Raw genomic sequence first — 15048 nt, 5'->3', positions numbered from 1 at the left:
TTTTGGTTGCATTTTCATGCTGGTAAATGCCAGCTTATGCAAGGTATCTTCCAAAAAGAAAATACCGATAAAGCCCTAAAATACGGGATATATCGGCATTTACCAACTTGTGAAAAGATAATCAGAAATTTAGTAAGTTTTTGATATAAAACAAACTGTTTTTTTATCCCCTTTTTTCTTTGCGGTTCAGTTCTCGTGCATAAGCCAGGATCCGGTCTTTTATGTCGTGATTTTGCTGAAGAGTTTCTATCAGAGAATATAACTCCGGAGATTCGGAACGTGAAATAACGATATAATCACAATTCATGACATCTGAAGTTCCATATAAAAAGTCAATATTGCAATGAAAAATCTGAGCAATATAAGATACTGACGGATAAGAGGGTTCGCGTTCTCCTTTTTCATAGCGGCCGTAGGTCATGGCGGAAATATTAAGTTGGCGGGCGGCCTCGGCTTTGCTGATATTCATAGATGTTCTTAATTGAATTAAACGGTCAGGACGAAATTTCACTGTGATCACCTCTTGATCATAACCATTGGTTATGATATTGTAAAGTATAAGTGTAACCTATGGTTATTATAAGAATTATGTGCAAATAAAGCAAGAAAAATAAAGAGTATAACAGTTAATCAGGGGAATTGTTTATAGTGATGATTATACAGAAATAAGGAGTGGAAAACAATGAAGAAAATCTTATTTGTTGCAACCGGTGGTACGATTGCATCGAAAAAAACAGAAAATGGTCTGACTCCGCAGATCACGCCGGAAGAATTGATATCTTATATCCCGGAGGTGGAGAAGATTTGTGAGATTACAGCCGTGCAGCCCTTTAATCTGGACAGCTCCAATGTAGTGCCGGAAAACTGGAGCATGCTGGTAAAGGTTATACGGGAACATTATGATGCATTTGATGGATTTATCATAGCGCATGGCACCGATACGATGGCCTATACGGCGGCTGCACTTTCCTATATGATTCAGAATTCGCCGAAGCCCATTGTCATCACCGGTGCACAGCGTCCGATTAATCTGGATATTACCGATGCCAAAACAAATCTTTCGGACAGCTTTTACTATGCCTGTGACGATGCTTCCCAGGGGGTACAGATCGTGTTTGACGGAAAGGTGATCGCGGGAACACGAGCAAAAAAAGTGCGGACCAAGAGCTATAACGCGTTTTCCAGTATTGATTTTCCGTATCTAGCTGTGATACAGGATCGCCGGATTCTGCGGTATCTGCCGATGCTGCCATATGAAAAACCGGTGCGGTTTTATGAGAAGTTAAGTGATAGTGTTTTCTTATTAAAATTAATCCCTGGTATTCAGCCGGTGCTTCTTCCGGTAATTTTCGAACATTACGATGCGATTATCGTGGAGAGTTTTGGCGTCGGTGGGATTCCGTCCAGTATCAAGGATATGTTTTATGAACTTTGTCAGAAATATCCGGAAAAAATGATCGTCCTGTGCACGCAGGTTGCCCATGAGGGAAGTGATATGACGGTTTATGAAGTTGGACATGAAATGAAAAAACTGTGCAATGTACTGGAGTCTTACGATATGACACCGGAGGCGGTTGCAGCGAAGACCATGTGGCTGCTGGGAAATCGGCCGATGGACCATGAAAGCAGAGAAAAAGCATTTTATAAGCCGGTGAATTATGATACGGTGTGGTCATGATCTGTGAACCGGTAGATACCGCAGATACATCAGCAGAAGATGCAAACTTACCAACAATAAGCAAATCTACTGCACCGTACATAGCCTGTAGAAAGAGTGCCAGCAATACAGGAACTGCAAACAGAAGTAACGGCTGCATGATTTTTCCTTCGGTAAATGATGTGTTTTTTTCCATGTACTGAAATTCCTCCTTGTATAATTGATTTTGTTGAAAATTCAGTCGAATCAGGCAGATAACAAAAAAGCTGAATAAGAAAGCGGACATTTCAGTCTGCCATCTTATCCAGCTATTGTTTCTGATCGAACAAATCACCCTCCGATGAACAAAACGATTATATACTACATATTTTTGAATGTCAATTATGATTTTTATATGATCATCTGAAATAACATAACCAGTGTTACTGTTCACTCCCGTGTCAATCACTCCGCTGATTGCACGGAGGATGCATGTTTTGGCTTGAATGCATCTCGCCCCATCGTGTGAACAGTAACTATACTGATGTTCATAGGTAACTCTGAGTATATTTGGGATTGATTCTTCTGAAAAATGTGCTAGAATAAAGAAAAGACGAATATTAGATACCAGAGATTTGAGCAAGGTAGATGAAACGACAGGCAGTCGTTTTATTTGCCTTGCTTTTTTTGTGTGATAAAGGAGAGGAATGGATATGTTTGATGTTGTTATTATTGGTGCAGGAGTGACAGGCAGCGCGATTGCCAGAGAGGTTTCCAGATATAAGTTGAATACGTGTGTGATTGAAAAGGAAGAGGATGTCTGTAATGAGACATCCAAGGCAAACAGTGCGATCATCCATGCGGGATTTGATGCAGTTCCAGGAACGATGAAGGCAAAGTTAAATGTGATGGGAAATGCGATGATGGACAGAATCGCAGAAGAGCTTGACATTCCATTTAAGAGAAACGGCTCTTTGGTCGTATGTACGAAAGAGCAGGATCCGGAAGGACTTCAGGTTTTAATGGAGAGAGGTAAGAAAAATGGAGTTCCTGGACTTCAGATTTTGGACAAAGAGGCTCTGATCAAGAAAGAGCCGAACCTGGCAGATGATGTGACATGTGCACTGTGGGCTCCAACCGGAGGAATCGTTTGTCCATTCCATATGACAATGGGATATGCGGAAAATGCATACGAGAACGGTGTTCGGTTTTTCCTGAATACCAAAGTTGAAAAACTGGAAAAGACAGGAGAAGGATTTAGAGTTCAGGTTCATCACGCAGATACCTGTGTTGATGAGACAATCGAGACAAAACTTATTATTAATGCAACAGGAGTTTATGCTGATGAGATCAATAATCAGCTTTCAGACAGAAAGCTCCATATTACAACCCGTAAAGGGGAATACATGCTTTTGGATAAGACAGTTGGAGATTATGTGAAGAGTACAATCTTCCAGCTTCCGTCGAAAATGGGAAAGGGAGTACTGGTCACACCGACAGTTCACGGCAATCTGCTTGTAGGTCCTACAGCAGTAAATGTAGAAGATAAAGGTGCTGTAAACACGACAATGGATGGTCTGGATCAGATCGCAAGAGTTTCCTCTCATAGCGTTAAGAATGTTCCGCTTCGTCAGGTGATTACTTCCTTTGCAGGTCTTCGTGCACACGAGGATGGAGATGACTTTGTAATTGGTGAATCAGCGGATGTAAAAGGACTGATCAATGTAGCAGGCATTGAATCTCCGGGACTTTCTTCAGCACCGGCAATCGGTGTTACGGTTGCAGAACTTGTAAGAGACCTTTTGAATGCAGAAGAAAAGTCTGATTTTAATCCGGTGAGACATGGGATTTTAGATCCGGATACGCTTTCTCTGGAAGAGAGAAATCAGCTGATCAAAGAAAACCCGGCTTATGGAAATATTATCTGCCGCTGTGAGATGATCACAGAAGGAGAAATCCTGGATGCAATTCACCGTCCACTCGGCGCACGTTCTCTGGATGGAGTGAAGCGCCGGACAAGAGCAGGCATGGGGCGTTGCCAGTCAGGATTCTGTTCCCCAAAGGTTATGGAGATTTTGGAAAGAGAAGTCCCGATGCCGGTTGATCAAATTGGAAAAAACGGCGTTGGATCGGAATTTATCGTAGGTGAAAATAAAGAACTGGGGGATGAGTAAAATGAAAACATATGATTTGATCATAATCGGCGGAGGTCCAGCAGGACTTGCGGCAGCAGTCGCAGCGAAAGATAATGGGATAGATAATATTATGATTTTAGAAAGAGATAAAAGTCTCGGAGGCATTTTGCAGCAGTGTATTCATAATGGATTCGGTCTGCATACATTTAAGGAAGAACTGACAGGACCTGAGTATGCAGCACGTTTTATTGAGCAGGTAGAAGAACGTGGTATTGAATATAAATTAAATACAATGGTCATGGATATTTCTCCGGAAAAGGTAGTAACAGCTACAAACCGTGAGGATGGAATTTTGCTTCTTCAGGCAAAGGCGATTATCCTGGCGATGGGATGCAGAGAACGTTCCAGAGGTGCGCTGAACATTCCTGGATATCGTCCGGCTGGAATTTATTCTGCCGGAACGGCACAGCATCTTGTAAATATGGAAGGACTTATGCCGGGAAAAGAAGTTGTGATCCTTGGATCAGGTGATATTGGTCTGATCATGGCGAGACGTATGACGCTCGAAGGGGCAAAGGTCAAGGTAGTTGCGGAGCTGATGCCTTATTCCGGTGGATTGAAAAGAAATATTGTACAGTGCCTGGATGATTTTGATATTCCGCTGAAGCTGAGTCATACAGTGATTGATATAGAAGGAAAAAATCGTGTGGAAGCTGTGACGATCGCAGAAGTCGGACCGGACCGCAAGCCGATTCCGGGAACAGAAGAAAGATATACTTGTGATACATTACTTCTTTCCTGCGGACTTCTTCCGGAAAATGAACTTTCAAAAAGCGCAGGAGTAGAACTTTCACAGGTTACTTCAGGCCCAGTCGTTAATGACTCTCTCGAGACAAGCGTGGCAGGTATCTTTGCCTGCGGAAATGTACTTCACGTACACGATTTGGTGGACTTTGTATCTCAGGAAGCAGCGGCAGCTGGAAAGAATGCAGCCGTTTATATTAAAGCAGGAGAAAAAGACGCGCAGGCTGTAATGCTTCCGATTTCTCCGGAAGGCGGAGTGCGCTATACCGTGCCATCCTTTGTAAGACCTTCAGAAATGGAAGAAAACCTGACAGTTCGTTTCCGTGTTGGAGATGTATTCAAAAATAAAGCGATCGTAGTGTATTTTGATGATCAGCTGATCAGTAAGAAGAAGCGTCAGGTAATGGCACCGGGTGAGATGGAGCAGGTGATTTTAAAGAAAAACAAACTGGAAGAATATCCGGAGACAAAGAAGATTACGATTCGGATCGAGGAGGCATAAGCAATGAATGAGAGAGAATTAATCTGTATCGGATGCCCGATGGGATGTCCGATCGTTGTGAAAATGGAAGACGGAAAAGTTGTTTCTGTTACAGGAAATACTTGTCCGCGCGGAGATGCGTATGCAAGAAAAGAAGTAACAGATCCAACCCGTATTGTAACTACTACAGTTCGTGTCGCAGACGGAAAAGTACCAATGATTAATGTGAAGACAGAGCATGACATTTCAAAAGATAAGATTTTTGACTGTATCGCAGCGCTTCGCGGCGTAACGATCAAAGCTCCGGTTCACATTGGAGATATTGTGTTGGAAAATGTGGCAGGTACAGGTGTAAATATCGTAGCTGCCGGAAATGTGGATGCAGTACACTAGACGATTGTGAAGGGGATATAGTATAATTTATGAAACAGATGCCAGATACAAGTACTGTTGTTCACAGTTTCTGTGTCTGGCATTCATTTGATCTTGGTGGAACAAAGGAGAATTGAAATGAATTATAAATTTCTGGATGCGTTGGAGGTATCCCCTGTAATCGCAGCGGTAAAAGATGACGAAGGGGTAGAAGCCTGTCTGAAAAGTGAAAGCCAGGTTGTATTTATTTTATATGGAGATGTTTGTACGATTCCAGAGATCGTATCTAAAGTGAAAGCTGCAGGGAAACTGGCGGTAGTACATCTAGACTTGATCCATGGACTGGCATCGAAGAATATCGCTGCAGATTTTATCAAAAAATATACAGAAGCAGACGGTGTGATCTCTACAAAACCGACGATCATTCATCGAGCGAAGGAACTTGGAATGCTCACGGTATTGCGCGTATTTTTGATTGATTCTATGGCTTATGAAAATGTGAGAACACAGGTAACGGCAGCAAAGCCGGATGTGGTAGAGGTTCTTCCGGGAATGATACCGAAGGTGATCGGAAATATCTGTAAAGATCTTCCGGTACCTGTGATCGCCGGAGGAATGATCCGGGAGAAGGAAGATGTAATGGCACTTCTTAAGGCAGGAGTAACCAGTGTATCGTCTACGAATCTGGAAATCTGGTTTGAATAAGCTTTTATTTTTTCATCTTCTTTAATTTCAGCCACCCGGCATGAAGCATGTATACAACTGCAGGAATTAAGGAGAGCAGTTGTGTGTATGTATAATCTGTTGCCAGAGATACAGGTGAAAGCGCAACATGGAATGCAAGGAAGAGGAAAGCTCCGGCGGTAATCAGATTACAAAGGAGATACTTCCAGCCGAAGATTCCTAAAGCAGAGGCTGTCAGGAGTGCCACCAGCGATATCGTATCAAGTGAAACCGGCAAATGAATAAAATCATATTTTGCAGAAAAAAGTGTCAGGATCGCGTAAAGGAAAAGAAGCAGGTTCAATAATTCCATGATCTTGAACAATAAACTGTAAAAAGGTGTGACCGGGCAATCCGGCCACAATTCTACATCCAGTTTTTCAGCAAGTTCAATCGCGGAACGGGTGAATGTTGTGTTTGTCATTACGATGACCTTGTCACAGTCATAAAAATTCGCACCGGCATAAGCTTCCTGGACCGCTTTGTTACCAACGGGATACGTGTAATATTTACACTGTATCCCATATTTTTTTCTGTGTTTATAGGCAATGATGTCAACGCCTTGATCCCCAGAACTTTTAGTAACTTCTATTTTTGAAAAATGTTTTCTTTTTAGTATGATCGCACACTGTTCTTCGAACTGATATCCATCCATGTGTTGCTGCTTCTCCTATATGCTGTCTGAAATCATGATGTTGGGGTCAAAAGGTATTTTGACCCCTATGATACACGGATTGCTTCGCATTTCATGCTCTCGCAATCCTAAAACACTCAAATCCGCTCATTTTTCTACGAAAAATGGCTACTTTTCGGTGTTTTGCGGGTCAATAAGTCATGCTTTTTCATGCAAGCAAGAAACGCATGACCTTTTGACCCTTGTATCAAATCATTTAAGTAAGAAGAATGCCGGGAGGCATTCTTCTTACGTGATCAGGTAGAAATAGAATAGCATATTTCAGAGAAAAGAACAAGTGTTCTTTTTTACATTCCGTCCTTCAGTACATTGTGATCACGCAGTACCTTTTCAATCACATTTCCTTTTACGAGTTTCAGAAGAGGTTTCTTCAGTGCGTTCAGCGGTCCAGGCAGCTGGATCTCAAGTGGAGATTTTCCGTCCATAAGTTTTACAGAGCTGTCGAGAAGCTCGCGGATATCATAAACACTTCCCCATACTTCAGGCACACCACGGTCTACTTTGAGAAGTCCATAAACAGCTTCCATAGCAGTACGTACAGAATACTCTGTTGTGAAAACAGTATCTCTTGGAGTTTCAGCAAACTGTCCGAGGAAAGCGAAGTTGACACATCCATCCGGAATAACATCCGGGCGGTCACCTTTTGTACGTGGCATGAAGAATGCTGTGATGTAAGGCATCATTGTCGGTACACAGATTGCACTGTTTTCTGCCAGATCCATGATCTGATCTTCCGGAACACCAAGGTGATAGAGCCATTCTGCTGTGATTTCTTTTCCGGTACAGTCTTTCATAGGCTTCTTGATATAGTCACCAGGCACATCAGTAAATAATCCATAAACCCAGACACATACCTTATCTTTATCCTGGTCTTTGAACTGTCCCTGACGATTGATCGTCCAGCTTAACAGCCAGCTGGAATCCTGGCAGCTGACGATACCGCCGGTTACAACATTTCCGGTGCGAGGGTCACGTTTGCAAATGTCTGTGATATAAGGAATGATCTTGTCATCCAGAGTTGTAACTGTTGCAGATTCCCAGTTTGTCTTGGAAATGTCGGAACAGAATTTTTCCGGATGTCCGAAGGATGGATCCTGACGGGCAATGTTTTTCCAAAGGTTCCATACACCGCTTGTACGGACTTCGGCATCCCCGTTTGGTGCATGGTTCTGATCTCCGTAAATGGTTCCCTCTGTACAGCTTCCGTTTGTGACAAATACGAGGTCGTTTTCTGTCAGGACGATACCTCTTTCCTGTCCGTTTACTTTACATTCAATTGCAGATGCAATCTTTTTGTCTCCTTCGAATTTGAATACAACATTTGTGACTTCTGTATTGAACTGGAAGTCCACACCGGCATCTTCGAGGTATCTCTGCATCGGAAGAATGAGGGATTCATACTGATTATATTTGGTAAATTTCAATGCACTGAAATCAGGCAGTCCGGCAATATGGTGGATAAATCTCTGGAAATATAATTTCATTTCCAAAGCACTGTGCCAGTTTTCAAATGCAAACATTGTTCTCCAATAGAGCCAGAAAGTAGAATCAAATACTTCTTCGTCAAAAACATCTTCGATGGTTTTATCGTAGAGATCTTCGTCTTTTGTCATGAAGAGTTTCATGATTTCCATACAGCCCTTCTGACTGAGGTTGAATTTCCCGTCTGTATGTGCGTCTTTGCCACGATTTACAGTTGCACGGCAAAGGGAATAGTTCGGGTCATGCTTATTGAGCCAGTAATATTCATCAAGTACAGAAACACCAGGTGTCTCGATGGATGGAATGCTGCGGAAGAGATCCCACAGACATTCGAAATGATTTTCCATCTCACGTCCACCGCGCATTACATAACCTCGGGAAGTATCATAGATTCCATCACATGCACCACCGGCAATATCCATTGCTTCTAAAATGTGGATCTGGCATCCAGGCATCTGTGCATCACGGACAAGGAAACATGCCGCTGCCAGAGAGGCAAGTCCGCTTCCTACGATGTAAGCATTTTTCTGATCTACACCTTCCGGTTTCTCCGGATGTGCAAATGCTTCGTAGTTTCCGTTGGAATAATAGATGCCTTTGCTATTGCGGTCATATTTTCCACGTTCTGTGTTACGATAGTTATTCGGAACGGAAGAATCGGCAATAGTACTCTTCTTAAAAATAGAATTACCGGATTCTTTTTTTGCCTTCTGTGCGAGATAAATTGCAGTTCCTGTTCCTGCTGCCACTGCAGAGATTACACCAAGTTTAGATTTCTTATTTGACATAATAAAACCACCTTTCTGAGAAAACGTATTCATGTCTCGTTTTGAGATATGAAGTATAGTTGTTATAGCTATAGTATGGACATTTTTGAAGATTTTCAATTTACAAAAAGAGGCAAGTGATTAAAAAGTTATCATTTGCCTCTTTTTGTAAAGTATAGGTTTAGTATATTTGTGTTATGAATTTTCTTTTTTAGGAAGTGCTGCGAAATTTTCAATTGAATGCGTAAGGCTTCCGTGGATGGTTGTCTTATCGAGCGGCTTTTGAAGCATTAATTTTTTCAGAGATTCTTCCAATATTTGTTTTGTCTAGTTTATCATAGAGGGTCCCTCCGTTTGTTACGAAAACTAAGTGTGACTATAATTTATAGTATCACATTTTCCAAAACAGATAGCAAGTATTACACCATTTTTAAAAATCCTCTAGTGATGTATTTTATTATGGGAAAACAAAGGAGATTCTGTTATAATCTTTAAATAAAGTATTAAAAAAAGAAATGTAAGGTTATAGATATGAAAGAAAAAGAGAAGAAACTTAGACGGATTCTGCGTATTTTCATGACGCTTCTTACATGTATCCTGATTGCATTATTCTTTGGAATTATGGTATTGGTCAGCGATATGCAGGGGACGGCTCGTGTAGTGAATTATGCCGGACTTGTGCGTGGAAAGACGCAGCAGATCATCAAACTGGAAAATGCAAAGGAACCGCAGGATGAAATGATCAGGAAAGTCGATACTTATATTGATGGATTACGTCATGGCAGCGATGAACTGAACCTTATCCGTCTGGATGATAAAGCATTTCAGGATAAGATGGAAGTGCAGGAACAATTTTTTGAACAACTAAAGGAAGAAATCTATAAGGCTCGAGAAGAAGGATATGAAAATACACAGATTATAAATAAAAGTGAAACATTTTTTACAATCTGTGATGAGACAACAGGGCTTGCGGAAAGTTATTCGCAGAAGCTGGCATCTTTATTGAATCGTCTGGAGAAAATTGTTGTCGTGGATATTATTGGAATTGTGTGTCTGTTTGGATATGAGCTTTTCAAGGCGTTGCGGTACGCGGCACAAAACCGTGTGCTTCGTCAGAAGGTTTATCTGGATGAGGCAACAGGACTTCCGAATAAGAATAAGTGCGAGGAGATTCTGGGATCTGTGGAGCCGCTTACGGACAGGGAACCAACAGCGGTAATGGTGTTTGATTTAAATAATCTGAGGGTTATTAATAACCGGCAGGGACATGAAAGAGGCGATCAATATATCAGATCATTTGCAGAACAACTGCGGGCAGCACTTCCGGAGAAATATTTTGTCGGAAGAGACGGAGGAGACGAGTTTATTGCAGTATTAAAGCAGGTGGATCATAAGCAGGTGAAAGACTGTCTGCAGATGATACGGAAACAGACAGAGCGTTATTCAAAGAATCACCCGGATATGCCACTTAGCTATGCAGTGGGATATGCATTGTCTACAGATTTTCCGGGAAATAATATGAAAGACTTGTTCCGATATGCGGATAAGAATATGTATGTAGACAAGAATCAGGCGAAGATGAAAGAAGCAGCTGACAAGCGGAGACTTAGGAGAAGGCTGTTACAATCTGTAAAAGAAAAAGGATTTCATTTTACAGATTGTCTGTACTGTGATGCGATTCTGGATCAGTATGTTGTTCTTCGTGCAAGCTCAGAATTTTTCCTTGCAGATGATGGAAATTATTCCGGTGCAGTAGAGCAGATTATACAGGAGCTGGCGGAGGAAGAGAAACGCAGGGAACTCTGGGAGAAACTTCAGCTGTCGGAAATCCGGGAAACCCTGACGGAGGAACATCAGGTAGAGGAATATTTTTATTGTCACAAAGAGGGTGACAGAGCTTTGCGTGGCCGGATCACACTTTTACTGCCTGACTTTGCTGAAAATGGAAATCTGCATCATTTTCTTGTTGGGTTTGATGTTTATCAGGACAGGGACGAGTTGATCGTAAATGAGAAAAAACAACTGACACAGTTCTATGAACAGCTGACGCAATCCATTTTGGAAAATGGAAACTATATAGAAGCATTGATGGATACAGCAGAAATAATTCTGAGTGTAAATCTGACACAGAATTTATTGGAAAAGATATTTTGGCACAACAGGGAAAACAGGCAGATCCCAGACATAAAACGTCCATGTCCTTATGATACGTACTGTAAGACCTATCAGCGGTTCGTGACAAAAGAGACGAGAGAAAATTATCGTATCACAGAAAATCCGGCACAGCTGATCGAACGTTTTAAAGCAGGTGAAAAGCAGGTGACTGTGGAATATCAGGTAGAGCAAAGTAATGGAAGCAGACGCTGGTGGCAGGAGACAGTTCTGATGTCGCAGGAGATGTTTTATGAAAGCAGAACAAAGCAGACAAGTACTATGATTAGTGCAATTATTTTGTTCAAGGATATTTCAGAGTTCCATGAGCAGGAGGACAGAGAAAGAGAACGTCTGCAGGTCGCATACGAAAAAGCGGATCTCGAGAGCCGTGCGAAGACAGAATTCATGAACCGGATGAGTCATGATATCCGTACACCGATCAATGGCGTTCTCGGAATGATCCAGATGATTCGTAAGAATTATAAAGATCAGGAAAAGATAGAAGAGTGTGTTGATAAAATCGATCTGTCTGTCCAACATTTGAGTGAACTGGTCAATGATGTACTTGATATGAGTAAAATCGAGTCAGGACATTTAGAATTGCAGAATGATACGTTTGATTTGAATGCGTTGATAGATCAGGTAGAAGTTGTGGTCAGTGCACAGGTAGAAGCGATGGAAATCAGCTATGAAAGCCATCGGGAAAAGATGGATCATACGACGCTGATCGGAGATACGCTGCAGATCAGAAGAATTATGCTGAATCTGTTCAGTAATGCAATCAAATATAATAAGCGTGGAGGAAGGATAGACACTTATGTAAAAGAACTCTCTTTTGATGGGATGTGTGCGGCATTCGAATTTCGTATTACGGATACAGGTGTAGGGATGAGCAAAGAATATATAAAAGAAGAATTGTTTAAGCCTTTTACACAGGAAATAAATGATGCAAGAACGCAGTACAGAGGAACGGGGCTGGGAATGTCAATTGTAAAAGGACTGGTCGAAAAGATGGGCGGAACAATCCAGGTGAGCAGTACGCCCGGCGTTGGAACGGAGTTTCGTTTTTATTTGAGTTTTCCAGTAGTTCAGCCGGAAAAGGAAAGTCAGAGTGGAGAATGTGTACAGGGAACAAAACAGGATCTGAAAGAAGATAAACCACTCAGAGGATATCATATTCTTCTTGCTGAAGATAATGAGATCAATATGGAGATTGCAGAGTTTTATCTGGAAGAAGCTGGTGCACAGGTGATAAAGGCATGGAATGGACAGGAAGCTGTGGAACTATTTAAACAGTCGGGTCTGAGAGAATATGATGCTGTTCTTATGGATATCATGATGCCGGAGATGGATGGAAAAGAGGCGTCACGAAAGATCCGATCCATGGCAGACAAAAGGGCAGATTCAGCTGAGATTCCGATTTTGGCAATGACAGCACAAGCGTCTACCGAAAGTATACATCAGTGTGAGTTGGCAGGTATGAATGAGTGTATCTTTAAACCTGTGAACGCAAAAGAGTTGATTGGATTGCTTCAGGATATAGTTGAAAAAATATAAATTGAGAGGAAGGAAAATGCACGAATTAGGTGTTGTCTTTTATGTTGTAAAAGATGTAAAGAAGGTTGCGGAAAAAAATCATGTGGAGAAAGTTTCTTCCGTGACACTGGAGATTGGGGAAGTGTCAGGAATTCTACATGATTATCTGACTGATTGCTGGAATTGGGCGAAGAAGAAAGAACCGCTTATGGAAGAAGCCGAACTGAAAATCGAGCAGATAGAAGCAGTAACATTTTGTGAGGAATGCCAGAAAGAATATCCAACGGTAGAACATGGGAAAATCTGTCCGTACTGTGGAAGTGAAAATACCTATCTGCTTCGTGGGAATGAATTTTTAATAAAAGAGATAGAGCTATCGGACTGAAAAATCAGCGTCTTACCTATTGTCAACCGCTTTGATAGATGATACAATACGAGAGACTTAAAAGAATCACAGGTGTTGCTGCTCACAGCAGCCCGTAAACATTTCTTACAGTTTCTAGTAATACACGAGTTAAGCGAGGAAAAGAATTATGCGTCAGATTATCTATGACAAAGTGAAACATATTGCAGACAAATACAAAGGTTATATTGATACAGAAGATTTGATGAAGGAAGGACTTACAAATCGTCAGATTGGTCTGTTGACAGCAGAAGGAAAGCTTGAAAAGGTAGCACATGGACATTATTGGATCATTAGTCCAAAGTTTTCCAAACCGGAAGATTATAAAGCAGTGGAAGTGGCGCGAGTAAATAGAAAAGCGGTAATCTGCGCAGACAGTGCATGTTATTACATGGGTCTGATCGATAAAGAGCCGGAGATCCTTTCGATTGCAACAAGAAGAAGTGACCGTCACAAGATGAAGATGAATTTTGAAGTCAGCAGACATTACTTCTCAGAGCAGGCTTTTGAGGATGAGAAGCATGTGTTTGATACAAAGTACGGTTCTTACAATGTATATGGAATTGACAGAAGCGTGTGCGATTGCATTCGTTTCCGTGAAGACATTGATAAAGATATCTTTGAACTTGTTATTGAGAACTACAGAAGATACGCTAAGAAGAATGAAGAACGTCTCATGGCATATGCCAAAGCAATGCGTATCGGAAGACAGGTAGAAAGAATCGGGTTGGATAGATAGTCTATAATAAGAATGATTTAAGAGAGTCTGGTATTTGCCAGACTCTTTTTGTGCGTAGCAATCAGTGAGAAATTCCAAAATAATTCATCATGTGCATAAGAAAAGATGTTCCGATTTTTGAAAGATAACCGTCAGGATGATGGAGAATACAGATATCAGAGGTGATGACCGGATCGGTGATCAATTTTTTAATGATATTTTTGGATGTGAGTGATTCAGCAGCTGACGCAGGGAGAATTGCAATTCCCATTCCGGCTTTCGCCCATGCAGTTCCTGTACGGGAATCATGGTTGATACATAAATAGTTTGGCTGCAGTTTAAGTGTTTCAAAATGTTGGTCTAAAACAGGAAGCCAGCGATGGTAGACAATCAGGGGATGTTCTGCTAACTCTTTAAGAGAGATTGTTACATTTTGGTCGGGTTCAGCGGTAGCTATTTTTCTATCCGTGGAAAGCGTATGTTTTGTATTATAAGAAGTATCGGAAGAAAAATATTTTTTATTTCCGACAGCAAGCAAGTGCTCTTTAACCAAAGTGTAACAGGTTAAATTATCTGATTGGAAAGGGGTACGTACAATTGCAAGATCCAGAACTTTGGATTGTAGTTGTTTGATGACACGATAAGTGTCATTTTCATATAATTCAAAACGAATTTCAGGAAATTGCTCATGAAATGGACGAAAAGCGCGCTGTGCCATCAGATCATGAGCAGAGGAAACAATACCAATTCGAAGTACGCCGGATTTTCCTTCACGATAGTCAGAAAGTTCCTGTAAAGTACGCGAAGAAAGATCTAAAATATCCTTGGAACGCTCATAAAGAATACGCCCGGCTTCTGTTAATTCAATCTGACGAGGTCCGCGGAAAAAGAGTTGAGAACCGATTTCCTGTTCAAGAGATTTCATTTGTGCACTTAATGGCGGCTGGGAGAGATTTAATTTTCGCGCGGCTGAGGAAATAGTTCCTTCATTTATTACTGTGACAAAATATTCCAATTGTTTTAAATCCATGTGAAACCTCCAATTATATATTTGATATCATGTAGGAATATAGGGTGCAATGCACGAAATAATATATATTGATTCGTGAGAATAAAAAAATATATGAAAAATATATGCTTTCT

Annotated in this window: 12 protein-coding genes and 1 pseudogene; 8 read left to right on the top strand and 5 right to left on the bottom strand. The window is 41.3% G+C overall.

Going from position 1 to position 15048, the window contains the following annotated elements; translation table 11 throughout:
* Window positions 1–163: 163 nt before the first annotated feature.
* Entirely contained in the window at window positions 164–511 is a 348-nt protein-coding gene (locus DXB52_RS12775; RefSeq protein WP_118107634.1) for a helix-turn-helix domain-containing protein, read from the bottom strand.
* A gap of 171 nt (window positions 512–682) precedes the next feature.
* Between DXB52_RS12775 and DXB52_RS12770 the strand changes: the two genes are divergently transcribed.
* On the top strand, window positions 683–1678 hold the full coding sequence (locus DXB52_RS12770; RefSeq protein WP_117541094.1) for an asparaginase: 996 nt from the start codon (window positions 683–685) through the stop codon (window positions 1676–1678).
* Here DXB52_RS12770 and DXB52_RS17365 read toward each other — a convergent pair.
* Window positions 1668–1853: pseudogene (locus DXB52_RS17365) on the bottom strand (MATE family efflux transporter); the annotation flags it as partial. The gene DXB52_RS12770 and the pseudogene DXB52_RS17365 sit on opposite strands and share 11 nt — an antisense overlap.
* Before the next feature lie 496 nt (window positions 1854–2349).
* On the opposite strand from DXB52_RS17365, the gene DXB52_RS12760 reads away from it, so the two are divergent.
* From DXB52_RS12760 to DXB52_RS12745, 4 genes are all read left to right on the top strand, one after another.
* The gene (locus tag DXB52_RS12760; RefSeq protein WP_118107632.1) at window positions 2350–3810 is read left to right on the top strand and encodes an NAD(P)/FAD-dependent oxidoreductase; all 1461 of its coding nucleotides are present in this window, start codon (window positions 2350–2352) and stop codon (window positions 3808–3810) included.
* A gap of 1 nt (window position 3811) precedes the next feature.
* The gene (locus DXB52_RS12755; protein ID WP_118107630.1) at window positions 3812–5077 is read left to right on the top strand and encodes an NAD(P)/FAD-dependent oxidoreductase; all 1266 of its coding nucleotides are present in this window, start codon (window positions 3812–3814) and stop codon (window positions 5075–5077) included.
* A 3-nt stretch (window positions 5078–5080) separates the two neighbouring features.
* The gene (locus DXB52_RS12750; RefSeq protein WP_117541088.1) at window positions 5081–5449 is read left to right on the top strand and encodes a DUF1667 domain-containing protein; all 369 of its coding nucleotides are present in this window, start codon (window positions 5081–5083) and stop codon (window positions 5447–5449) included.
* A 117-nt stretch (window positions 5450–5566) separates the two neighbouring features.
* The gene (locus DXB52_RS12745) at window positions 5567–6133 is read left to right on the top strand and encodes a glycerol-3-phosphate responsive antiterminator (RefSeq protein ID WP_118107628.1); all 567 of its coding nucleotides are present in this window, start codon (window positions 5567–5569) and stop codon (window positions 6131–6133) included.
* Between the two features lie 4 nt (window positions 6134–6137).
* Here the strand turns inward: DXB52_RS12745 and DXB52_RS12740 are convergent, their stop codons facing one another.
* Both DXB52_RS12740 and DXB52_RS12735 read right to left on the bottom strand, forming a co-directional pair.
* Window positions 6138–6806, bottom strand: a complete 669-nt coding sequence (locus DXB52_RS12740; RefSeq protein ID WP_118107626.1) for a restriction endonuclease — start codon at window positions 6804–6806, stop codon at window positions 6138–6140.
* Window positions 6807–7132: 326 nt separating this feature from the next.
* A complete protein-coding gene (locus tag DXB52_RS12735) occupies window positions 7133–8920 on the bottom strand; it encodes an oleate hydratase (RefSeq protein WP_472520144.1) in 1788 nt (595 codons plus the stop codon).
* A gap of 705 nt (window positions 8921–9625) precedes the next feature.
* On the opposite strand from DXB52_RS12735, the gene DXB52_RS12725 reads away from it, so the two are divergent.
* The 3 genes from DXB52_RS12725 to DXB52_RS12715 all read left to right on the top strand — a co-directional run bounded on the left by DXB52_RS12725 (window position 9626) and on the right by DXB52_RS12715 (window position 13926).
* Window positions 9626–12805, top strand: a complete 3180-nt coding sequence (locus tag DXB52_RS12725; protein ID WP_117541080.1) for a diguanylate cyclase domain-containing protein — start codon at window positions 9626–9628, stop codon at window positions 12803–12805.
* A gap of 16 nt (window positions 12806–12821) precedes the next feature.
* Window positions 12822–13169 (top strand): hydrogenase maturation nickel metallochaperone HypA, encoded by a 348-nt coding sequence (locus DXB52_RS12720; protein ID WP_118107622.1) that lies wholly within the window; start codon window positions 12822–12824, stop codon window positions 13167–13169.
* A 148-nt stretch (window positions 13170–13317) separates the two neighbouring features.
* A complete protein-coding gene (locus DXB52_RS12715; protein WP_118107620.1) occupies window positions 13318–13926 on the top strand; it encodes a type IV toxin-antitoxin system AbiEi family antitoxin domain-containing protein in 609 nt (202 codons plus the stop codon).
* Between the two features lie 61 nt (window positions 13927–13987).
* Here the strand turns inward: DXB52_RS12715 and DXB52_RS12710 are convergent, their stop codons facing one another.
* Window positions 13988–14935, bottom strand: coding sequence for a LysR family transcriptional regulator (locus DXB52_RS12710; RefSeq protein WP_117860725.1), 948 nt, complete (start codon window positions 14933–14935; stop codon window positions 13988–13990).
* Between the last annotated feature and the right edge of the window lie 113 nt (window positions 14936–15048).

Source organism: Ruminococcus sp. OM04-4AA, from assembly GCF_003462585.1.
GTDB classification, from domain to species: domain Bacteria; phylum Bacillota; class Clostridia; order Lachnospirales; family Lachnospiraceae; genus Mediterraneibacter; species Mediterraneibacter faecis.
Note: the sequence above shows the minus strand (reverse complement) of the source record. Positions and strands in the feature narration are given on the sequence as shown.

Coding starts and splice junctions, on each gene's coding strand:
- DXB52_RS12770 (WP_117541094.1), top strand. CDS start 683: ATGAAGAAAATCTTATTTGTTGCAACCGGTGGTACGATTGCATCGAAA.
- DXB52_RS12760 (WP_118107632.1), top strand. CDS start 2,350: ATGTTTGATGTTGTTATTATTGGTGCAGGAGTGACAGGCAGCGCGATT.
- DXB52_RS12755 (WP_118107630.1), top strand. CDS start 3,812: ATGAAAACATATGATTTGATCATAATCGGCGGAGGTCCAGCAGGACTT.
- DXB52_RS12750 (WP_117541088.1), top strand. CDS start 5,081: ATGAATGAGAGAGAATTAATCTGTATCGGATGCCCGATGGGATGTCCG.
- DXB52_RS12745 (WP_118107628.1), top strand. CDS start 5,567: ATGAATTATAAATTTCTGGATGCGTTGGAGGTATCCCCTGTAATCGCA.
- DXB52_RS12740 (WP_118107626.1), bottom strand. CDS start 6,806: ATGGATGGATATCAGTTCGAAGAACAGTGTGCGATCATACTAAAAAGA.
- DXB52_RS12725 (WP_117541080.1), top strand. CDS start 9,626: ATGAAAGAAAAAGAGAAGAAACTTAGACGGATTCTGCGTATTTTCATG.
- DXB52_RS12720 (WP_118107622.1), top strand. CDS start 12,822: ATGCACGAATTAGGTGTTGTCTTTTATGTTGTAAAAGATGTAAAGAAG.
- DXB52_RS12715 (WP_118107620.1), top strand. CDS start 13,318: ATGCGTCAGATTATCTATGACAAAGTGAAACATATTGCAGACAAATAC.
- DXB52_RS12710 (WP_117860725.1), bottom strand. CDS start 14,935: ATGGATTTAAAACAATTGGAATATTTTGTCACAGTAATAAATGAAGGA.